The organism is Microbacterium shaanxiense, from assembly GCF_054779995.1.
Window position 1 is genome coordinate 711,365 of the sequence record NZ_BAAGXE010000003.1, and the last position, 21,025, is coordinate 732,389.

21 protein-coding genes are annotated in these 21,025 nt (G+C 68.0%); 1 reads left to right on the top strand and 20 read right to left on the bottom strand.

What is annotated here, in order from left to right; translation table 11 throughout:
* Positions 1-4: 4 nt before the first annotated feature.
* From ACYVG2_RS13030 to ACYVG2_RS13110, 17 genes are all read right to left on the bottom strand, one after another.
* Positions 5-2,011 carry a cytochrome c oxidase assembly protein gene (locus ACYVG2_RS13030; protein WP_460781383.1) on the bottom strand — a complete coding sequence of 669 codons (2,007 nt, stop codon included), beginning with the start codon at positions 2,009-2,011 and terminating at the stop codon, positions 5-7.
* Between the two features lie 131 nt (positions 2,012-2,142).
* Positions 2,143-2,430 (bottom strand): HU family DNA-binding protein, encoded by a 288-nt coding sequence (locus ACYVG2_RS13035; protein WP_033105720.1) that lies wholly within the window; start codon positions 2,428-2,430, stop codon positions 2,143-2,145.
* Between the two features lie 369 nt (positions 2,431-2,799).
* The gene (gene rpsN, locus ACYVG2_RS13040) at positions 2,800-3,105 is read right to left on the bottom strand and encodes a 30S ribosomal protein S14 (protein ID WP_033105719.1); all 306 of its coding nucleotides are present in this window, start codon (positions 3,103-3,105) and stop codon (positions 2,800-2,802) included.
* Positions 3,106-3,107: 2 nt separating this feature from the next.
* Positions 3,108-3,278, bottom strand: a complete 171-nt coding sequence (rpmG, locus tag ACYVG2_RS13045; protein WP_147038276.1) for a 50S ribosomal protein L33 — start codon at positions 3,276-3,278, stop codon at positions 3,108-3,110.
* Positions 3,278-3,514 carry a 50S ribosomal protein L28 gene (gene rpmB, locus ACYVG2_RS13050; protein ID WP_307359928.1) on the bottom strand — a complete coding sequence of 79 codons (237 nt, stop codon included), beginning with the start codon at positions 3,512-3,514 and terminating at the stop codon, positions 3,278-3,280. The genes rpmG and rpmB overlap by 1 nt, the downstream gene beginning before the upstream one ends.
* A 132-nt stretch (positions 3,515-3,646) precedes the next feature.
* A complete protein-coding gene (locus tag ACYVG2_RS13055; protein ID WP_460781384.1) occupies positions 3,647-4,309 on the bottom strand; it encodes a DNA-3-methyladenine glycosylase in 663 nt (220 codons plus the stop codon).
* Between the two features lie 4 nt (positions 4,310-4,313).
* Complete coding sequence (locus ACYVG2_RS13060; protein ID WP_460781385.1) at positions 4,314-6,032, bottom strand: hypothetical protein; 1,719 nt, start codon at positions 6,030-6,032, stop codon at positions 4,314-4,316.
* Complete coding sequence (locus ACYVG2_RS13065; protein WP_460781386.1) at positions 6,022-6,819, bottom strand: TIGR03943 family putative permease subunit; 798 nt, start codon at positions 6,817-6,819, stop codon at positions 6,022-6,024. Before ACYVG2_RS13065 ends, ACYVG2_RS13060 begins: the two co-directional genes overlap by 11 nt.
* Positions 6,812-7,777, bottom strand: coding sequence for a permease (locus ACYVG2_RS13070; RefSeq protein ID WP_460781469.1), 966 nt, complete (start codon positions 7,775-7,777; stop codon positions 6,812-6,814). The genes ACYVG2_RS13065 and ACYVG2_RS13070 overlap by 8 nt, the downstream gene beginning before the upstream one ends.
* Positions 7,778-7,851: 74 nt before the next feature.
* Positions 7,852-8,271 carry a Fur family transcriptional regulator gene (locus tag ACYVG2_RS13075; protein WP_448964809.1) on the bottom strand — a complete coding sequence of 140 codons (420 nt, stop codon included), beginning with the start codon at positions 8,269-8,271 and terminating at the stop codon, positions 7,852-7,854.
* 9 nt (positions 8,272-8,280) lie between these two features.
* Positions 8,281-9,165 (bottom strand): metal ABC transporter permease, encoded by an 885-nt coding sequence (locus ACYVG2_RS13080; protein ID WP_460781470.1) that lies wholly within the window; start codon positions 9,163-9,165, stop codon positions 8,281-8,283.
* 148 nt (positions 9,166-9,313) lie between these two features.
* A complete protein-coding gene (locus ACYVG2_RS13085; protein WP_460781387.1) occupies positions 9,314-10,153 on the bottom strand; it encodes a metal ABC transporter ATP-binding protein in 840 nt (279 codons plus the stop codon).
* The gene (locus ACYVG2_RS13090; RefSeq protein ID WP_460781388.1) at positions 10,150-11,187 is read right to left on the bottom strand and encodes a metal ABC transporter solute-binding protein, Zn/Mn family; all 1,038 of its coding nucleotides are present in this window, start codon (positions 11,185-11,187) and stop codon (positions 10,150-10,152) included. Before ACYVG2_RS13090 ends, ACYVG2_RS13085 begins: the two co-directional genes overlap by 4 nt.
* Positions 11,188-11,288: 101 nt before the next feature.
* A complete protein-coding gene (locus ACYVG2_RS13095) occupies positions 11,289-12,992 on the bottom strand; it encodes a glycoside hydrolase family 13 protein (protein ID WP_460781389.1) in 1,704 nt (567 codons plus the stop codon).
* 47 nt (positions 12,993-13,039) lie between these two features.
* Positions 13,040-13,915 carry a carbohydrate ABC transporter permease gene (locus ACYVG2_RS13100; RefSeq protein WP_460781390.1) on the bottom strand — a complete coding sequence of 292 codons (876 nt, stop codon included), beginning with the start codon at positions 13,913-13,915 and terminating at the stop codon, positions 13,040-13,042.
* Positions 13,915-14,808: a carbohydrate ABC transporter permease gene (locus tag ACYVG2_RS13105; RefSeq protein ID WP_460781471.1), complete on the bottom strand. Its 894-nt coding sequence runs from the start codon at positions 14,806-14,808 to the stop codon at positions 13,915-13,917. Before ACYVG2_RS13105 ends, ACYVG2_RS13100 begins: the two co-directional genes overlap by 1 nt.
* Before the next feature lie 59 nt (positions 14,809-14,867).
* Positions 14,868-16,193, bottom strand: a complete 1,326-nt coding sequence (locus ACYVG2_RS13110) for an ABC transporter substrate-binding protein (protein WP_460781391.1) — start codon at positions 16,191-16,193, stop codon at positions 14,868-14,870.
* Positions 16,194-16,293: 100 nt separating this feature from the next.
* Here ACYVG2_RS13110 and ACYVG2_RS13115 point away from each other — a divergent pair, with 100 nt between their 5' ends.
* Positions 16,294-17,514: an ROK family protein gene (locus ACYVG2_RS13115; RefSeq protein ID WP_460781392.1), complete on the top strand. Its 1,221-nt coding sequence runs from the start codon at positions 16,294-16,296 to the stop codon at positions 17,512-17,514.
* 20 nt (positions 17,515-17,534) lie between these two features.
* On the opposite strand, the gene ACYVG2_RS13120 is transcribed toward ACYVG2_RS13115, so the two are convergent.
* The 3 genes from ACYVG2_RS13120 to ACYVG2_RS13130 are packed head-to-tail and all read right to left on the bottom strand — an operon-like array spanning position 17,535 to position 20,998.
* Positions 17,535-18,866, bottom strand: a complete 1,332-nt coding sequence (locus ACYVG2_RS13120; protein ID WP_460781393.1) for a dihydrolipoamide acetyltransferase family protein — start codon at positions 18,864-18,866, stop codon at positions 17,535-17,537.
* A gap of 21 nt (positions 18,867-18,887) precedes the next feature.
* Positions 18,888-19,868, bottom strand: coding sequence for an alpha-ketoacid dehydrogenase subunit beta (locus tag ACYVG2_RS13125; RefSeq protein WP_460781394.1), 981 nt, complete (start codon positions 19,866-19,868; stop codon positions 18,888-18,890).
* A complete protein-coding gene (locus ACYVG2_RS13130) occupies positions 19,865-20,998 on the bottom strand; it encodes a thiamine pyrophosphate-dependent enzyme (protein WP_460781395.1) in 1,134 nt (377 codons plus the stop codon). The genes ACYVG2_RS13125 and ACYVG2_RS13130 overlap by 4 nt, the downstream gene beginning before the upstream one ends.
* Between the last annotated feature and the right edge of the window lie 27 nt (positions 20,999-21,025).

Sequence of the window (21,025 nt, forward strand, 5' to 3'; positions counted from 1 at the left end):
TCCGTCAGCCCTTCCGGGCCTCCTGACGCGCATCACGGTCGGCCAGCGCCGCGAGCTTGGCGTTGTACTCCTCGAGCTCCGCGTCTCCGGTGCGATCGGCATGGCGGTCGTTGCGCCGCTGCACCTTGGTGTCGTCTCGGCTCCACTGGATCGCCACGGTGATGGCCACGATGACGGTGGGGATCTCACCCACCGACCAGGCGATGCCGCCGCCGATGTACTGATCCTCCATCGGGGTCGGACCCCACGGCCGGGCCATGGAGCCGAACCACTCGGCGACCATGAGGCCCTCCTGCATCATGATCGCGATCCCGAAGAACGCGTGCATGGCCATGATGGCGATCAGCGTGATCAGTCGCCCTGGGTACGGCAGCCGGTACGGCACGGGGTCGATGCCGACCAGGCTCATGGTGAAGAGGTAGCCGGCCAGGAGGAAGTGGATGATCATCCACTCGTGGCCGAGGTGCTCGTACATCACCCACCGCACGATGTCGGTGAAGTAGAACGCCCACAGCGATCCGATGAAGATGCCGGCGGCGACGAACGGGTGGGTGATGATCCGGGAGAAGGGCGAGTGTACCGCCCACATGATCCATTCCCGCCCGCCGCGGGTGCCGTCGTCGCGCTTGTGGATCGCGCGCAGCGCGAGGGTGATCGGCGCTCCGGAGACGAGCAGCAGCGGAATGGCCATCGAGAGCATCATGTGCCCGAGCATGTGCACGCTGAAGAGGTAGTCCTGGTACAGGTTGATCGGACCGCAGGTGACCCAGACGAGCATGAGCATGCCGAGCACCCAGAACACGGTGCGGTGGATCGGCCAGCGGTCTCCCCTGCTGCGCATCCGCAGGACGCCGGCGAGGTAGAAGAACAGTCCGAGGGCGGCGGCCACCGCCCAGAGGATGTCGACGTCCCAGCCCGTGAACCACATGTCGAGCGTGAACTCGGGTGGAAGCGGCGAGTCCGTGAGCAGTTCGGCGGGCGTCTTCAGGATCGCCGCGGTCTCGCCGGTGGGAGGAGGCGTGCGCGCCAGCGCCGCGGCAGCGCCGGATGCCAGCCCCATCAGGGCGACTTCGCAGAGCACCAGCATCCAGAACCAGCGCGAAGCGCTCTCGCCGCCCAGGCGCGGGATGAGACGAGCGCGGTACCAGGCGCCGAGCAGCCCCATTCCGCCGAGCAGCACGACCTTCGCGAGGATGATGAGGCCGTACGGCGTCCAGAGCCCGTCCCATCCGCCGAGGCCGACGGTGGAGCGCATGACGCCGGACACCGCGACGACGAAGAACGCGGCGATCGCGAGCGATGAGTAGCGGCGCACCAGCGCCGTACGGTCGACACCGGCGGTGCGGCGCAGGACGACCAGCAGGAACAGGCCGCCCAGCCAGACGGCCGCCCCCACCGTGTGCAGCAGGATCGAGTTGACGGCGATGACGTGACCGGCGAGCTCACCGGAATGGCCCTGATTGGCCATCGGGACCAGCGCCGCGACGGCGATCCCGGCCGTGATGAGCGTGGGCGTCCAGCTGCGCCACGCGAAAGCGAGGATCGTGACGATCGCGCCCATGATGGTGGTGATCAGCCAGGCCTGGCCGAGGGGAAGCGTGAGCAGAAAGCGTCCCAGTTGCTCGCCGAACTGCTGTTCGAGGCTGAGCTGCACGTTGAACGCACCGAGGAACGTGAGGAACGCGGTGGCAGCCGAGGAGACCGTGAAGACGGCTGCGCCGATGGATGCCGTGTCCAGTGCCGTCTCGAACGGCTTCTCGCCGGCCTTCAGGGCGAACAGCGCGAGCACCATCGAACCGATCATGACGGCGGCGCTGATGTTGTTCACCATTCGCGCGGCGGGCAGCCCCCATCGCACGAAGGGCCCAGGATCGCTGAGCAGCAGCGGCGCCGCTCCCCCGCCGAGCTGCAACGACACCACGAGCGCGACGACCGCGGCGATGACGAGGATCGCGAAACCGGCCGCACGGTACGCCGAAGCCTGCGTCGTGCGCAGGTCGGGAGAAGTCACCCGTCCAGCCTAAGCGCGTATGACAACAGGCGCGGACGCCCGGATGCACCGCGCCCTCTGTGGACGCGCCGTCTGTGAGACGCGCGAAGGCCGCCCCCGACGAACAGGGGCGGCCTTCGAGAGGAGCGGTCTTACTTGACAGCTGCCTTGAGCTTGGAGCCGGCGGTCACCTTGACGCGCTTGCCTGCCGGGATCTTGATCTCGGCGCCGGTCTGGGGGTTGCGGCCGGTGCGAGCCGCGGTGTCGACCTGCTCGAACGAGATCCAGCCCGGGATCGAGACCTTGCTGCCCTTGGCGACAGCGTCGGAGACGGTGCCGAAGAGTGCGTCGAGGACACCGGAGACGGTGGCCTGGCTCTGGCCGGTGGCGCTTGCGATGCTCGCGACGAGCTCGGTCTTGGTGATGGACTTGTCAGCCATGTCATCCTCCAGCGACAAAGTGTCGCATCGTTGTGGTTCGGGAGGCGGATGCCGCCCGCTGGTCGAGTGACCGCCTCGAATGTATCAACCACTGCCCGCATTTCCGCGTCATTTCGCGGGTTTTGGGGTTTTCCTAGGCGTGTCGCGTCACATTGGTCACTCCAGTCACAGAATCAGCTTTGCTTTTCCCCTCATCGGTGGGAGGTTCTCGCATGCTCCTCGCGCCATGCAGGAGCGAAAAGCTCCCATCGATCCCGGTTGCGAAGCCGGGAGCGGCTCACGTGGCCGCCGTCCATATGGCGCGGCAGGGTCCGAGTACGCGAAAGGGGGCGAGGATCCGAAGATCCTCGCCCCCTTTGAAAGCGTTGCTTACCAGCTCGACTTGGTGATACCGGGCAGCTCGCCACGGTGTGCCATGTCGCGGAAGCGCACACGCGAGATGCCGAACTTCGTCAGCATGCCACGGGGGCGGCCGTCGATGGCGTCACGCGAACGCACGCGCACCGGCGATGCGTTGCGCGGCAGCTTCTGCAGGCCGACGCGAGCAGCCTCGCGGGCCTCGTCGGTCGCGGCCGGGTCGACCAGGGTCTTCTTCAGCTCGGCACGACGTGCGGCGTAGCGCTCGACGATGACCTTGCGCTGCTCGTTGCGAGCGATCTTGCTCTTCTTAGCCATGTTTAGCGCTCCTCTCGGAATTCGACGTGCTTGCGGACGACCGGGTCGTACTTCTTCAGCACGAGGCGGTCGGGGGTGTTGCGACGGTTCTTCTTGGTCACGTACGTGAACCCGGTGCCTGCCGTCGAACGCAGCTTGATGATCGGACGGACGTCCTGAGCCTTCTTGGCCATTAGAGCTTCACACCCTTCGCCTTGAGGTCCTTGACCACGTTCTCGATGCCACGCACGTCGATCACCTTGATGCCCTTGGCGGACACGTTCAGGGTGACCTTACGGCCGAGCGACGGCACGAAATAGGTCTTCTTCTGCACGTTCGGGTCGAAGCGGCGCTTCGTCCGGCGGTGCGAGTGCGAGATGTTGTGACCGAAGCCGGGAACAGCTCCTGTCACCTGGCACACTGCTGCCATGTGATTACTCCTTCATTACCGTGAGACCGGACGGCCTCACCCAAGATCCCTTGTCTGCGCGCCGCACCTCTCGGATGACCCAGGAGGGAGACAGCACACGAACTACGCACAGGAGTGTGCGCAGACAAGGAGTCAGTTTAGCATGGCCTGCGCGTCGGCTGCGCCCCGCCCCCAGCGGAACACCGAGACAGACGGGTCTCCCTCGATCCAGAATCTCCAGGGGAACGCGTGCGTGCCTGCGACCCCCGCGACGCCGACGCGCGGTCCTGTCGCGATCGGGACCTCAGCGTCCGCCAGCCACAGTTCGGCGCCGGCTCCGTGCAGTTCCGCCCCCGTGATCGCGTCGATCCCGTCGTGGAGCGGATGCCGCAGGCCCGACACCTGCCCGAATCGTCCGGGGCCTCTGGCGAGGTCGCGCCCTGTCCTGCCCGATCGTGCGGTCGCAGCATCCACGCCCTCGACGACCGAGCCGGCACGCAGCAGCACACCACCGGCGATCCCGTCCGGTGCGCACACGACGTTGACGCACGAGTGGATGCCGTGGCTGAGGTACACGTAGAGATGCCCCGGCTCGCCCCACATCGTGGCGTTGCGGGCGGTCCTGCCCATGCGCGCGTGGGATCCGGGGTCGGCGAGCTCCCCCGTGCCGCGGCCGTGGTAGGCCTCGACCTCGGTGATCCGCAGGCGCACCTCGGCTCCGTCGACGACCGTGCGAAGCTCGCCGCCGAGCAGTCGGGGCGCGACCGCGAGCGGCAGGGCGGCGAGGTCGCCTCTGGTGGCACGGCGCAGCGTCATCGGCTCAGAACTGCGGCGCCATCTGGCACCACGAGGCGTCGAAACCGGTGAGCACGACCATCTCCTCGCCGGAGCGAAGGTCGATCAGATGCGTCTGCAGGGTCTTCGGAAGCGGCACGAGCATGTCGTCGTACGGGTTCTCGACGAGCGTGGGCGCGACGGTCACCGCGGCGTACTGACCGCTCGGGGACGGGCACGCCTGCAGGATCGCATTGCCGGAGGCGACGTCGAACAGCGAGGTCGCGGCACCGTCGTCGTCGACCCTGATGATCGCCTGACCGGTGGGGAGGCCGTTCGCGTCGCGCGCCACGATGTGCCGCAGGGTGCCGCCGGGGTACGGGGTGATCGTGGTCGCCGGACCGAAATCGGGGTCGGATGCCGCGAGCGGCGTCTCCGAGCCGTCGGCGAGGTTCAACTCGACTGTCGCGCCGTCCGCACGCCGCACGATCGCCGTGTACGTGCCCCGCGAGATGCCCAGCAGGCTCATGGCGATGCCCATGTTCTGCGCGCCCTCATCGCCGGATCGGTCGTCGAGTGAGAGCGTGCCGTCGAAGTCGATGAACAGCACCGCGGCCGAGTCGGGCACGAACTGCCACTCGGCGATGCTGGCCTCGGCGTCGCCGACCTGCGCGATGTGCGGCTCGTCGTCACCGCTGAGCGATTGCGTGACGAGCACGCTCGCGCGTCCGGTGTCCTCCGTGAGCTCGCGATCGGAGTACGTGTAGCCGACCAGCCCGCCGCGTTCGGAGACCTGCACCGAGCTCACGAACCCGTCGCCGGGCAGGGTCAGCTCGCGCACATTCGCGCCGTTGTGGTCCATGACGAGGATGCGCGATTCCTCCTCTTCCTCGATCGCGACGACGAGGCGGGTCGACGTCGAGCGGAAGTCGTTGATGCGCGGATGAGTGAACACGGGCACCGCGTTCTCGCCGCCGAGATCGGTGCGGAAGATCGAGTCGTCATTGTCAGACCTGTTGAGCAGGAAGATCTCGGCGGCCGGCGTCGTGAAGCTGGTCGAGAGGTCGGATGCCGGGCCCCCGCCCGTGCCCGTGGCACCGGCGACCCTCACGGTGTACTCGGTCGCGTCGTCGAGAGGGACGGTGAAGCGGATGCCGATGCTGCGCCCCGCGGCATCCACGGTGAACGGCACGGCGGGCTCGACCGTGACCTGCGACTCGTCGATCTGCTGCAGCGACTGATTGGCCGTGAGGATGACGCGGCTTCCTGAGACGTCGATGGCCTCTGCTGCGTCGACCTGCACCTCGCTGACGCGCGGCCCCTGGAACAGGCTGATGGCGCCGAGCCCAGCGACGACGACCACGAGCACGGTGACCACCGCGAGGATCGTGTACAGGAAACGGCGGTCCTTGGGGGCGGCGAGGCGATGGGCGGCCGCGCTGGAGGAGCCACGAGCCGGCTCGGCGGCAGGTTCAGCGCCCGGGAAACCTGCACCGGTGGGCTCAGTGGTCGGCAGAGCGACGCCGGCGGCAGGGACAGGCTGCACGACGGCAGGGAGGAATGTCGCGTCGGCCGGAGCGGGTGGGATCGCTGGCGCGTCGCCGGGCTCAGTCGTCGGACGCCGCTCCGCGGCCTCCGCCGCCTCGTGCTCCGCGACGCCTCGCTCAGCGGATTCGCGCTCCGCGGCCCCGTGCTCAGCGGCCTCGCGCGCCGCACGCGCTTCGGCTCGGGTGCGCGGTACGTCCGGATGATCCTCAGTACTCATAAGGATCCCCCGGCTCATCGATCTGGACGACCGAGGTGGGGACGACGCGCAGCGAGCCGTCACCGTCGGCGGTGACCGTGCCGGTGACCTCGATCCACTGCCCTGTGCTGAACTGGCCCTTGCCGCTCTCGCCGGCATCGACCGCCACCGGCACCGCGGCCGGCTGCGCATCGATCACGCAGTGCGTGATGATCATGCGGGTGAGGTTCACGGCATCCGCATCGGCGCCGGGCGTGACGAAGCCGGTCAGAGTGACCGTCGAGCCGTCGTAGGCCTCAGGACGCGTAGCCGTCGCGAAGACGCTCGACCACTCCCCGACCCCGAAGGTCGTGGTGTCCGCGACGCCGAGCGTCGGGGTGTCCGCACCGGCGAAGAGGGTACCGGTCGCATCCGCCCGCGACATCGCGAGTTCGACAGACAGCGATGCGGGCGGCAGCACGAGTGCGGCGACGACGACTCCGCTCGCGACGACCCCGGCCGAGACGACACCGGCCACCTTGAGGGCGCGTTTCGGGGGTGCGACGGGCGCAGCATCCGATGGGGCGGGTCCGTGATCGTGGCCATGATCCGTCTCTGCTCCCAACGGGAGCGTGCACGACCAGATCGCTCCGGCGAGCACGACGACCGCACCTGCGCACGCGAACCAGATCGATTCGGGGCTGATGTAGAGGGTGAGCTGGCCGGTGATGCCGAGACCGAGGGTCACGACCGAGATGACGACGGCGAGGCCGAGGCCGAGCCAGCGCGTCGCGATGGCTTGCCAGCGGGGGCGGGACTGCTCAGCCAAAGACGTTCACCCCGATCCCGATCGCGAACGCGCTCATCACGACGACCGCGACCACGCCGACGAGCGTGCGGGTGGTGAACGTCGTGCGCAGCAGCGCGAGCATCTTGATGTCGACCAGTGGTCCCACCAGGAGGAAGGCGATCAGCGCACCGGAGGAGAACGTCGAGGCGAACGACAGGGCGAAGAAGGCGTCGACGTTGGAGCAGATCGCGACCGTCATCGCGAGCGCCATCATCGCGACGATCGAGAGCACCGGGTTCGAGCCGATCGCGAGCAGCATGTCGCGCGGCACGAGCACCTGCACGGCCCCCGCGAGTGCCGAGCCGATCACGAGGGCGGGCATGACGGCGCGCAGTTCGATCAGGAACTGCGTGAGACTGCGACGGGTCGGGGTGCCGTGCTCGTGCTGCACCCGCTCGCACGTGGCGGTGAACTGCTGGGTGAGCAGGGCGTCGGGCGAGGGATGACGGCTGTAGATCCAGCCGATCAGGTTCGCGATCAGGTAACCGCCGACGAGCCGCGCGACGAGGATGCCGCCGTCCCAGCCGAACGCGGCGTGCGTGGTGATGATGACGATCGGGTTCACGATGGGCGCGGCGATCAGGAAGGTCATCGCCTCCGCCGGCGCGAGGCCGCGCATCATCAGACCACGGGCGAAGGGCACGTTGCCGCACTCGCACACCGGGATCAGCATCCCGAGCAGCGAGAGCACCGCACGGCGCGCCCAGCCGCGCGTAGGCAGCCAGCGCTGGATGAGATCCGGCGGCAGCCACACCTGCACGACGATCGACAGCACCACGCCGAGCACGACGAACGGCAGCGCCTCGATCAGCACGCTCAGTGCGAGGGTCAGTCCGTCCTGCGCGCGGTTAGGCAGCGATGCCTGGAACAGCGACGGTGCGAACCTGTCGATCAGGAACAGCGCCGCAATGATGACGACACCGATGCCGACGCCGATCCACGGCGAGCGAGGGGCGCGCGAGTTGCGACCCGGCCCAGCAGCAGTCGACGCGCGCGGCGGGCTGACGGTGCTCACGCGGACGCTGATCCCTCAGCGGCTGCGCGCCGGTTCGCGCACGGAGTGCACAGTCCGAAGATGTCGACGACGTGCTCGGCCTCGCTGAAGCCGTGCAGCGACGCGGTGCGCTGCGCCCAGGCCTCGACGTCCTTCGCCTCGATCTCGACGGTCAGACCGCACGAACGGCAGATCAGGTGGTGGTGGTGGCCCTCGGTCGAACAGGCGCGGTAGAGCGCCTCGCCCTCCGGGCTCTGCAGCGAATCGGCGTCGCCCGCTGTGGCGAGGCCCGACAGCGTGCGGTAGACCGTGGCGAGACCGATTCCGGTGTTCTCGTCGCGAAGCGTCGCGTGAAGAGTCTGCGCGCTCACGAAACCGCGCGCATCCGCGAGCGCCTCACGCACGCGCTCACGCTGCCAGGTATTGCGCTGAACCATACCGAGAGTCTAGGCCGCGGCGCTTGTCACGGGCTGAGAGCGTCGTGTCACCCGTGCGCGCGAGCGCTGCACCAGCCAGCATCCCGCGTAGATGAGGAACGAGATGGTCGTGATGTACGGGCTCACCGGCAGGGTGCCTGCGAGCGCGAGCAGGATGCCGCCGACGGCGGAGACGAACCCGAACAGCGCCGCGAGGAGGGGCACGGTGAGGGGGCCGGCCGCCACGCGCATGGCCGCCGCGGCGGGGGTCACCAGCAGCGCCATGACCAGCAGCGCGCCGATGATGTGCACGCTGACGGCGACGATGAGTCCGAGCAGCACCATGAACGCCAGGCTCAGCGCGCCGGTGGGGATGCCGCGGGCGCTGGCGGCGACGTTGTCGAGCGAGTCGAACCGCAGCGGGTTCCACATCACCAGCAACCCGATCAGCACGAAAGCGCTGATGCCGATCAGCCCCCCGAGGTCGGGGCTGGACACCGAGACGATCTGGCCCGTGAGCAGACTGAAGCGGTTGGCGCTGCGCCCGTCGTAGAGCGACAGGAACAGGATGCCGAGGCCGAGGCCGAACGGCATCAGCACACCGACGATCGAATTGCGGTCGCGCGCCTTCGAACCGAGGATGCCGATCAGGATCGCGGCGACCAAGGCGCCTCCGAGCGATCCTGCCACCACGCTGCCGCCGAACAGCAGGGCCGCGGCGGCACCGGCGAACGACAACTCGCTCACGCCGTGCACGGCGAAGGCGAGGTCGCGCTGCATCACGAAGACGCCGATCAGCCCGCCGACGATGCCCAGCACCGCCCCCGCGATTATCGAGTTCGCGAGCAGGGCGACGAGTGCGCCGTAGTCCTGGAACGAGAAGACGTCTCCCCAGTCGATGCTGTGCACGATCATGCGGTCACCCCCGCGCAGCATCCGGGCACGATTGCCGACGCCGGGCCGAGCACCGACTTCGGAGAAGTGCAGCTGACTCGGAGAGATTCGTGCGATGCCTCCGAAGAACGTGCAGTTCTCCGCAGCTGCTGCACACCCGACGGCGCGATCATGCGACTTCTCCCGCGTCGTGATCGTGGTGCGGCTCGGCATCCGGCACGCCGACGACGACCAGGCGGTCGCCGGCACGGAGCACGAAGACCGGGGTTCCGTACAGGTCGGTGAGCACGCGGCTCTGCAGCACCTCGTCCGGGGTGCCGAGCACGAAGCGGCCGCCCGCGATGTAGAGGATGCGGTCGACCCTGCCCAGGATCGGGTTGATGTCGTGCGTCACGAACAGCACGGCGGCATCGCGATCGCGGCGCTGACGGTCGATGATGTCGGTGATGCCGAGCTGGTTCGCGAGGTCGAGGTTCGACAGCGGTTCGTCGCAGAGCAGCAGCGTCGGCGCATCCGCGAGGGCCTGCCCCACTCGCAGCCGCTGCTGCTCCCCTCCGGAGAGGAGCCCCACGCGGCGTTCGGCGAAGTGGGAGGCTCCGACGCCCTCGAGCAGTGCGTCGACCCTGGCCCTGTCACCGCGGCGCGGGATGGGCAGTCCGAATCGCGTGCCGTTCACGCCGAGGGCGACCACGTCGCGGGCACGCATGCTGGTGTCCGGAGGCAGCGGCCGCTGCTGAGGGATGTACCCGATGCGCGGGTTGCCTCGACGAACCGGATGCCCCGCGACGCGGATGCTGCCCGAGCTCAGCGGCTGCAGACCGAGGATCGCGCGCATGAGCGTGGTCTTGCCCGAGCCCGACGGCCCGAGCACGGCGATGAACTCACCGGGCTGGACGGTCAGATCGAGTCCGGACCACAGTTCCCTGTGCCCGCGATGAAGCGCCGCCCCGGTGATCTCGAGTACGGGCGCCGATCGGCCCGCGCTCGCTCCGGTGTCGGCCCCACTCACTTCTCGAGTGCGGCGGCGAGGTCCTGGATCGCATCACGCATCCACTCAGAGTACGACGATCCGTCCTCGAGCAGCTCCGTGAATGCGACGACGGGGATGCCGGCGGCCTCAGCCGCCTCCTCGACGCGCTCGGTCTCGGCGCCGCCGGTCTGCGCGTTCGTGAGCAGCGCCTTGACCTCGCCGCCCTCGATGACTTCGAGTGCCGCGAGAAGCGTCGCGGGAGAGACATCCGTGCCCTCTTCCACCGCTTCCGCGAAGCCCTCGGGCGTCACGTCGGTGAGGCCGGCGGCTGCCGCGATGTAACCGGGCAGCGGCTCGGTGATGAACACCGACGCTCCGCCGGCGTCGACGCCGAGCGTCTCGAGCTCGGCCTCGAAGCCCTCGAGGTCGCTGATGATCTCGGCGGCCGCTGCAGTGAAGTCGGCCTCGCCATCGGGGTCGAGCTCGGTGAACTCCTCTGCCATGCCCTCGACCACGTGGATCATGGTGTGCGGGTCGAACCAGACGTGCTCGTTGAAGCCCTCGATGTGATCGTGGCCCTCGTGACCCTCTTCTTCGGCGTGGTCGTGGCTCTCTTCCTCGGCGGCGTGCTCCTCCTCGGAGTGGCCTTCCTCCGCGTGGCCCTCTTCCGCGTGCTCATCGGTCGTGGCATCCTCATGCCCCTCGTTGCCGGGGAAGTCGTGCGAGAAGGATGCCGCCGTGAAGACGTGCACGTCGGACTCACCGATGAGGGTGTCGACGAACGAGTCGTAGCCTCCGCCGTTCTCGATGACGAGGTCGGCATCCTGCACGGTCAGGCGGTCGCGCGCTGACGCCTCGTAGGAGTGCGGGTCCTGCGAAGCCGAGGTGATGATCGAGGTCACGTCGACGCGGTCGCCGCCGATCTGCGCGGCGAGCGATCCGTAGACATTGGTGCTGGCCACGACCTGGATCACGCCGTCTCCGCCGCTCTCCGGAGCGGGAGTGGTGGAGCATCCGGCCAGGACGATGGCGGAGACGGATGCGACGGCGAATGCGGCGACGGACTTCTTCATGCCCTCTATTCTACACGCTAATGATAACCATTCTCACCAGACTTCCTACGAGGCGACCGAGCATGGCGCCGCGAGGCCCCGGACGCGGACGCCCGCGGCGCTCAGCCGAGAAGATCGCCCGGCGCGATCCAGGCCGTGGTCTCGCCCGGCAGCGACTGTCCGTCGAGTGCCCGGCTCGAGAGCACGACACCGGCGGCATCCGCGCCGAGTTCGAGCGGATCCTCGCCGAAGTTCGTGACGATCTGCCAGCCGTTCGGCCTCGTGAAGCGCAGCACATCGGCGCGCCCGGTGTCGTTCCACACCAGTGTCTCGCCGGTCTGCAGCAGATGCCGCAGGCGCAGCGCCTCGCGGTACAGCGACAGGGTGGACGACGGATCATCCGCCTCGACGTCGACGGCGTACTCGGCGAACCACTCCGGCTGCGGCAGATGAGCACCGTCGGTGCCGAATCCGAACGAGGATCCGGATGCCGTCCACGGCAGCGGCACGCGGCATCCGTCCCGCCCGAGTCCGTCGAACTCGGCACCGCGGAAGAACGCCGGATCCTGACGCTGCGCTGCCGTGATCGTCGCGACCTCGTGCAGTCCCAGCTCCTCTCCCTGGTAGAGGTAGGTGCTGCCGGGAAGCCCCAGCAGCAGCAACGTCGCCGCGTTCGCCCGGCGGGCCCCTCGTGCACGGTCGAGCTTGTCCTCCGGACCGCCGGCCGCCACCCACTCGACGCCCTGCTTGACCGGGCGCCCTCCGAGGGGGGCGAGGCCGTACCGCGTGGCATGTCGGGTGACGTCGTGGTTGGAGAGCACCCACGTGCTCGATGACCCGGTCACCCGGGCCTGCTCGAGGTTGTCGGCGATGATGCTCCGGAACTGACCGGCATCGAAGTCGGCGACGAGGAGGTCGAAGTTGAATGCCTGGCCGAGTCCCTCCGCCGACGCGTACTTCGCCCGGCGCTCCGGTGTCGCCACCCACGCCTCGGCGACCGCCGTGCGCGGCGGGTCGTACTCGTTGAACACGCGACGCCACTCGGCGTAGATGTCGTGCACCTCATCACGGTCGCTGAGAGGATGCCGGCCCGACGAACGGTCGATCAGCTCGAGGTCTGCACGTGAGGGCAGCGGCTCCGTGAGGTCTTTGGTGAGCATGTGCGCGACATCGATGCGGAACCCGTCGACTCCGCGGTCGGACCAGAAGCGCAGGGTCTTCAGGAAGTCCGCGCGGACCTCGGGGTGATCCCAGTTCAGATCGGGCTGCTCGGTGGCGAAACTGTGCAGGTACCACTGCCCGTCCTCCACGCGCTCCCATGCCGGGCCGCCGAACGCCGCTCCCCAGTCGGTGGGCGGCTCAGCCCCGTCGGGGCCCGCGCCCTCGCGGAAGATGTACCGCTCGCGCGCCGCGGATCCGCGCCCGGCGGCGAGCGCCTCCTGGAACCACTCGTGCAGGTCGGACGTGTGATTGGGGACGATGTCGACGACGACGTGGATACCCCGCTCGTGCAGCGCCGCGACCATGGCGTCGAAATCCTCCAGTGTGCCGAGCCTCGGATCGACGTCGCGGTAGTCGGCGACGTCGTAGCCGCCGTCCGCGAGCGCCGAGGGGTAGAACGGGCTCAGCCACACCGCGTCTATGCCGAGCTGCGCGAGATAGTCGGCGCGGCTGACGATGCCGGGGATGTCACCGAGCCCGTCCCCGTTCGCATCCGCGAAGCTGCGCGGGTAGATCTGGTAGACGGCTGCCTGCCGCCACCACGCCGCCGTGCTGTCGCCTGCGGTGATGTCGTCGCGGGTCTCGGTGAGAGGCGCATCGGTCATGAGGGGTGTTGCTCCTTCTGTCTTTCGATGGTCTGAGGTCGTGAGGATCAGCCCTTGACGGCGCCCTGCGTGACGCCCTCCATGACGAAGCGCTGCGTGAACAGGTACGCCAGGATCGCCGGGGCCATCGCCATCAGGTACGAGGCGAACGACACGTTGTAGTTGTTGCTGAACTGCGTCTGGAACAGGTTCTGACGCACCGGCAAGGTCTGCAGCGCCGGATCCGAGATGATGAGCGACGGCATCATGAAGTCGTTCCACGCGTAGAGGAACGCGAAGATGCCGACCGTCGCACTCATCGGGGCGAGCAGCGGGAAGATCAGTTGCCAGAACGTCTGCCACGTACTGGCGCCGTCGATGCGCGCGCTCTCCTCCAGTTCGAGCGGGATCGACCGGAGGAAGGCGGTGAACAGCAGCACGCTGAAGCTCAGTTGGAACATGGTCGCGAGGATGATGACGCCGAGCGGGTTGTCCAGCCCCACGCGTCCCGTCAGCTGGATCTGCGGCAGAGCCACGACGGGGAACGGGATGAACATCGCTGCGAGCAGGTAGAAGAACGAGTAACGGAACAGCCGCCGATCCCAGTTGCGCACGATCGCGTACGACGCGAACGCGGCGAGCAGTATCGTCGCGATCACGGTGCCCGCGGTCACCAGCAGCGAGATCGCCGCACCGACGGGGAACTTGGTGAGGTTCCAGGCCTCGACGAACCCGTCGATGCTGAACGGTGCGGGAAGCGAGAAGGCGTTGCCGTCGACCGCCTGTCCCGTGGTCTTGAACGCCATCGAGATCGTGACGTACAGCGGCAGGAGCACCGTGACCGCGCACAGGATCAGGATGATCGTGCCTGACCAGTTCACGCGCTCCATGCGCACGCGCGGCTTCTTCCCCACGGTCTGGGTGGTGATCGTCTGCGTCGACATCAGAGGGCATTCCTTCCGCGGGTCAGCGAGAGCTGAAGGAGCGAGATCAGTACGGCGACGATGAAGAAGATCGTCGCGTTGGCCATCTGGTAGGCGTAGTCGCCGCTGTTGAAGCCGGCGATGATCGTCATCGCGACGCTGCGGGTGGCGGTCCCCGGCCCGCCGTTGGTGAGGCCGACGATGATGTCGTAGGCGTTCAGGAACCCCTTGAAGCCGAGGATCACGTTGATCACGACGTACCCCGCGACGAGCGGGACCGTGATGCGCGTGAGTTGCTGCGGCTTGCTCGCGCCGTCGATGCTCGCCGCCTCGTACACCTCGTTCGGCACCGAGAGCAGGCCGGCGATGTAGATCAGTAGCGCACCGGGGACGGCCTGCCACGCGGTCACGATCACGATCGCCACCCACGCCAGATCAGGATTCGCCAGCAGGCTGGTCTCGAGCCACGGGATGCCGGTGGCCGCACCGGCGGCAGGAATCGAGTTCGAGAACAGGAAGTTGAACACGTACGCGATGATGATGCCCGAGATCACCATCGGGATCACGAAGATCGTGCGCAGGCCCGTCTTGAACCGGATGCGGGAGGTGAGGCCCACTGCGAGCAGGAACGCGATGACGTTGACGACGATCACTGTGGCGATCGAGAACCCGAACGTGAACAGGTAGCTCTGCAGGATCGCCGGGTCGCTGAACATGGCGATGTAGTTGGTCACCCCGTTGAAACTCCACTCACCGATCCCGATCGAGTCGGTGAAGCTGAAGAAGATCCCCATCACCGCCGGCAGCGTGATCGCGAGGGTGAAGAGCACGAGCGTCGGAAGCAGGAACAGGTAGTAGATCGGCTCGACCCTTCGGGTGCGCCGTCGAAGCCTGCGTCCCTGTCCTGTGACGATGGAGGTCGTGTCCGTGGTCGGACTGTTGGGCCGCGTGATGTTCGCGGATGCGGTGGTGCTCACGGTGCGGACTCCTCTGTCTCGCCTGCGGCCGCATCTTCTGTGGTGGGGATCGGAGCGCGGAAGGCGATGCGAGCCCAGTCCGCGTCCATCGTGCGCAGCGTCGATGTCGTCGAGGCGCCCAGCACCATCGCCTGGGCGTAGTTCATCACCGGGATCGTCTTGGGAACGAGCACCGACGCGCCCTGATAGATCTGCCCGTTCTCGTAGTAGTCGATCATCCCCTCGATCCTCGGGTCGTTCGGAGCAGGAGCGTCCTTGGTCGGCGTGAAGCCGAGCTGGGATTCGTTGTACGCCTCGATGTTCTCGGGGAGGTACAGATACTCGAGGAAGTCGCGTGCCGCATCCTGGTGCCGTGAACCCTCGGGGATCATCGCGCCGAGATCCATGTTCACGCGTACGCCGAGGTCGGCCGGATCGTCGGTCATGGGCAGGGGAAAAGTGCCGAGCTCGAGGTCGGGCGCGGTCTTCGCGATCTCACTGAAAGCCCACGGGCCCTGCATGTACATCGCCGCCTGGCCTTCGCCGAACGCGAGGTTGCCGTCGCCGTAGCCCCGGCTCTCGGCATCCTCATTCGTGTACTCGGTCGCGAGCTGCATCATCTGCTCCATGGACTCGGCGAAGTCCTTCTCGAACGAGACGTCCGAGTCGGGACCCACCGCTGCGCCTTCGATCGCCATGGCGTCGAAGAAGTCGATCGTGTCGACAGAGCCGCCGATCGTGTAGTCGTACCAACCCTGACCGACAGTCCAGTCGTCCTTGAACGTGCCGTAGAACGGGTCGATCCCGGCATCCTTGAGCTGGTCGCACACGGCGATCAGCTCGTCCCAGGTCTGCGGCACCTCCAGCCCCTCGGCCCGGAAGATCTCCTTGTTGTAGATCACGGAGGCCGCCATCACCGAGTACGGCAGGGCGCTCGTGCGGCCCTCGCACGAGCCGTACTGCTCCATGAGCGGTTGCAGGTCGTCCCGGATGGCGGAGGCCGCATCCGTCTCGGAGAGATCGATCAGGGCGCAGCGTTGCACGAAACGCGCGATCTCGTAGTTGTAGTTGCCGAGGATGAGGTCGGGCGGGTTGCCCCGCACGAAGCTGGCGGAGATGACGTCCGGCCCCGACGTGTCGATCTCCACCCGCACGTCATCCTGAGACGCGTTGTACTCGGCGACGAGCTCGGTCATGAACGGGATCGCCTCGCGCTTGTTGAAGGTGAAGCGGATCGTCTCCGCAGACGACCCGGCCGCGCAACTCGTGAGAGCCGCACCGACCATCGCGAGGCCGAGGCCACCGGCGACCATCCGCAGCGCGCGTGTTCGTTTCTCAGACACCGTCGTCCTTCCGATCCGATAGATCCGAACATTAAATCTAATGAACGAATTTACTGTCGGGAGGTACTCTCTCATTGGAACGAGAGGAAGGTCAAGCGTTGTGACAGAAGTCGCCGCAGGGCTCGGAACCGGACGCGCGAGCGTCGGGGCCGTCCTCGACTTCGCCTGGGAGGCGGGGCAGTTCACCGCCACCGAGGTCATGGCCGCCACATCGCTGACGCGCTCCACCGCCATCGATGCGATCGACACGCTCGTCGGAGCCGAGGTCCTGCGGGAGCTCCCCAATGCTCGTGCAGCAGGCAGCTATCGCTCCGGACGCCCGGCCAGGCGCTTCGCCCTCTCCGACGACCTCGGCGTCGTCGTGGGCATCGACGCCGGCGACACGCATCTCGCCGTCACAGTCGCCGACCCGCTCGATCGCACGCTCGTGCATCACCGTGTCGAGATCTCCTCGGCGCAGTCCGCCGACGAGCGGCGGGCGACCATCATCGAGCAGCTGCGTACGGCTCTCGACGAGGCCGGCATCCCCCGAGACCGCGTGCTCGCACTCTGCGCCGGTGTCGCCGCGCCCGTGAACCGCGACGGCGTCTCGCCGCCTCACCCCGACGGCTTCTGGGAGCGGACGAACCCCGGCCTCGCCGAGGCGCTGCGCGACTGGGCTCCCGTCGTCGAGATCAAGAACGACGCCCAGCTCGCCGCCATCGCCGAGGGTGCGGTGGGGGCGGCGATCGGATGCCGCGACTATGTCGCCCTCCTCGCCAGTGAGCGCTTCGGCGGCGGAGTGGTCGTCGACGGGCATGTGCTGCACGGTGCGCACGGTGGTGTCGGCGAGAGCATCGTGTTCGATCACATCGTCGGTGTCGGCTCGGCCTTCGGGCTCCGGTACGCCGTGCAGAATCAGGCCAGAGCCGCGGTGAAGGCCGGCGAGATCACCGCAGACAGCGCGGTGGGGCGACTCGTGGCGGAGGAGCGCATCGATTCGCGGGTCGTACTGACTCTCGCGGCGTCAGGAGACGCGGATGCCGTGCTCGTCACCGACCGCGTCGGTGCGACTGTCGCACGCGTCGTCGGAGTGCTCGGCAGCATGTACGACCCCTCGCGCGTGATCGTGTGCGGGGCGATCGCCGAGAGCATCGAGCCAGTGCTCGCCGCCGCGCGGCGCATCCTGCCGGAGGAGCTTCACCTCCCCGCGCCCGAGATCGTCGCCTCGACCCTCGGTGCCGCCGTCGTCTCCGCCGGAGCCGTCGCGACCGCGCGCCGCGCGGCGCGCGAGCGAGCCGTGCCCCGACTCGCCGAGCAGCGACTGAGCGCGCCCTCCTAGTCGCGGCATCCGACCGAGCGTCAGTCGACGAGCAGCGCGGGCTCCTCAAGGATGCTGGCGACGTCGGCGATGAAGCGGCTCATGCCGTCGCCATCGATGACGCGGTGATCGAAGGACCCGGCAACCGTGGTGACGTACCGCGGACGCACCTCGCCGTCGACGACCCACGGCTTCTGGCTGATCGTGCCCATCGCCACGATGCCGGCCTCGCCGGGGTTGATGATCGGGGTTCCGGCATCCATCCCGAACACGCCGATGTTGGTGATCGTGATCGTGCCGCCCTGCTGATCGGCCGGCGGGGTCTTGCCCTCGCGCGCGGTCAGCGTGAGACGGTTGAGCGCCCGCGCGAGCTCGCGCATGTTGAGGTCCTGCGCGTCCTTGATGTTGGGCACGAGCAGTCCGCGCGGGGTCGCCGCGGCGATGCCGAGGTTGACGTAGTGGCGTACCGAGATCTCGGCACCGCCGTCGGTCTCGACCCAGGCCGCGTTGACCATCGGGTTACGGCGCACCGCCCAGATCACGGCGCGCGCCACGATCAGCAGCGGCGACACCTTGATGTCGGCGTAGTCGGGCGAGGTCTTCAAGCGCTTGACGAGCTCCATCGTGCGCGTCGCGTCGACTTCCTTCCAGACCGTGACGTGCGGCGCGGTGTACGCACTCTGCACCATGGCCGAAGCGCTGACCTTGCGCACGCCCTTGACGGGGATCGACTCGGTGCGTGCATCCGAATCGTGAGACGCGGACGCAGCGACTCCGCGGGCGAGGCCGGCCGGAGCGGGCTTCGGCGCCACCGTCTCCTCGCGCACCGCGCCCCACTCCGGGGTCTCGATGTTGCGGAACACGCTCGCCTGCGACGCCTGCTTCACCACGTCATCGCGGGTGACCTCGCCGTCGGCGCCGGTCGGGGTGATCGAGGAGAGATCGACGCCGAGGTCGCGGGCCAGCTTGCGGATCGGCGGCTTCGCGATAACGCCGACCGACGAGCGCACCGGACGCACTGCGGGGCGCGTGCGACGGGAGGTCGCGCCCGCACCGGTGCCGTACCCGACGAGAACCGAGCCGCCCGGCTCGTCCGCAGGGGCGGGTGGCTGCGTGACCGCGGCTGCCCCGGCATCCGACACGAAACTGATGATGGGGGTGCCGACCTCGACCGTCGTGCCCTCGCCGACCAGCAGATCGCCGACGACGCCGGCGTACGGCGACGGCAGCTCGACGAGCGACTTGGCCGTCTCGATCTCGCAGATCACGTCGTTGACGGCGACATCGTCACCAGGAGCGACCTTCCACGTGACGATCTCGGCCTCGGTCAGGCCCTCGCCGACGTCGGGGAGGTTGAAGTTCTGCGTGCTCATTGCGAGTCCTTTCGGAACTGGTCAGTAGGCCAATGACCGGTCGACGGCCTCGAGGATGCGGTCGGCATCCGGGAGGAACGTTCCCTCGAGCTTGGCGGGCGGGAACGGGGTGTCGTAACCCGACACCCTCAGCACGGGGGCTTCGAGCGCGTAGAAGGCGCGCTCCATCACGGTCGCGGCGATCTCGCTGCCGAGGCTGTTGAACCCCGGCGCCTCCTGCGCGTAGACCACGCGACCGGTCTTGCGGGCCGAGTCGAGGATGGGACCGTAATCGACCGGTGACAGCGACCGCACGTCGACGACCTCGCAGCTCGTGCCCTCGCCCTCGGCGAGCGCAGCAGCCTGCAGCAGCGTCGTGACCATCGCGCCGTGGCCGACCAGGGTGACGTCGGTACCGGTGCGCACCACGCGCGACGAGTGCAGCGGCGCGGCGGACCTGTCGAACTCGACCTCGCCCTTCTGCCAATACTTGCTCTTCGGCTCGAGGAAGATGACCGGATCATTCGAGGCGATCGCCTCCTGGATCATCCAGTACGCATCGTTCGGTGTCGACGGCGCGACGACCCTCAGCCCCGGCGTGTGCGTGAAGTAGGCCTCCGGGCTCTCCTGGTGGTGCTCGATCGCGCCGATGTGGCCGCCGTACGGGATGCGGATCACGATCGGCATAGACAGCGCACCTTCGTGCCGGTTGGTCATCTTCGCCAGCTGCGAGGTGATCTGATCGAACGCGGGGAACACGAAGCCGTCGAACTGGATCTCGCAGACCGGCCGGAACCCGGCCATCGCGAGCCCGATCGCCGTGCCGACGATGCCGGACTCCGCGAGCGGCGTGTCGAGCACGCGCTTGTCGCCGAAGTCGCGCTGCAGATGCTCGGTGATGCGGAACACCCCGCCGAGCTTGCCGATGTCCTCACCCATGAGGAGCACGCTCTGGTCGTCTTCCATCGCCTTGCGAAGGCCGGCGTTGAGGGCCTTGCTGAGCGGCATCGTCTCGAGCGTCATGACTGGGCTCCCGGCTGTTCGAAGGACGCCTCGTACTCGGCGCGCCACGCGCGCTGCTCGTCCATGAGCGGATGCGGCTCGCTGTACACGTGATCGAAGATCTTGTTCGCAGGGGGCGATTCGAGTGCGAGGGAGCGGACGCGGAGGTCTTCCGCGGCGTCGGCGGCTTCGGCATCCACCTCCTCGAAGAACGATCCTGCGGCGCCCCGCCCCTCGAGGAACGCGCGCATGCGCGGGATCGGATCCCGCAGCTGCCACGACTGCTCCTCATCGCTGGTGCGGTACTTCGTCGGGTCGTCGCTCGTGGTGTGCGCGCCGAGGCGATAGGTCTCCGCCTCGATCGCGCGGGGGCCCTTTCCGGCGCGGGCTTCGTCGAGAGCGACGCGCGAGACGGCGTAGCTCGCGAGCACGTCGTTGCCGTCGACGCGGATGCTGTCGATGCCGTAACCCTCACTGCGTCGTGCGAACGGCACCCTGGTCTGCGTGGAGACGGGCACCGAGATCGCCCACTGGTTGTTCTGCAGGAAGAAGACGGTCGGGGTCTGGTAGCTGGCGGCGAAGACCATCGCCTCATGCACGTCGCCCTGGCTGGAGGCGCCGTCGCCGTAGTAGACGATCACTGCTTCATCGCGCTCGGGGTCTCCGGTGCCGGTGCGGTCGCCGAAGTTCAGACCCATGGCGTACCCCGTAGCGTGCAGCACCTGCGAGCCGAGCACCAGCGTGTACAGCCGGGTGTTGCCGTTGGCCGGATCGGTCGGATCCCATCCGCCGTGCGAGATACCGCGCATCAGCTTGATGATGCCGATCGGATCGACGCCCCGGATGCGAGTGACGGCGTGCTCGCGGTACGAGGGGAACACGGTGTCCTGCGCGCGCGCGGCCCTGGCCGATCCCACCTGCGCCGCCTCCTGGCCCCGGCTCGGCGGCCACAGTGCCAGCTGCCCCTGGCGCTGCAGGTTGGTGGCTTGATTGTCGATCGCGCGGATGACGACCATGTCGCGGTAGAACTGCTCGAGCTCTGCATCGCTGATCGCTTCGATCAGTGGCAGATACTGCTCGGCGGCAGGGCTGGGCGCGAAGCGGCCATCCGCCTCGAGGACGCGGACGATATCGGTCTCTGACGAGGTCACGGTTCTACGCTAACCGAGCCGACATGC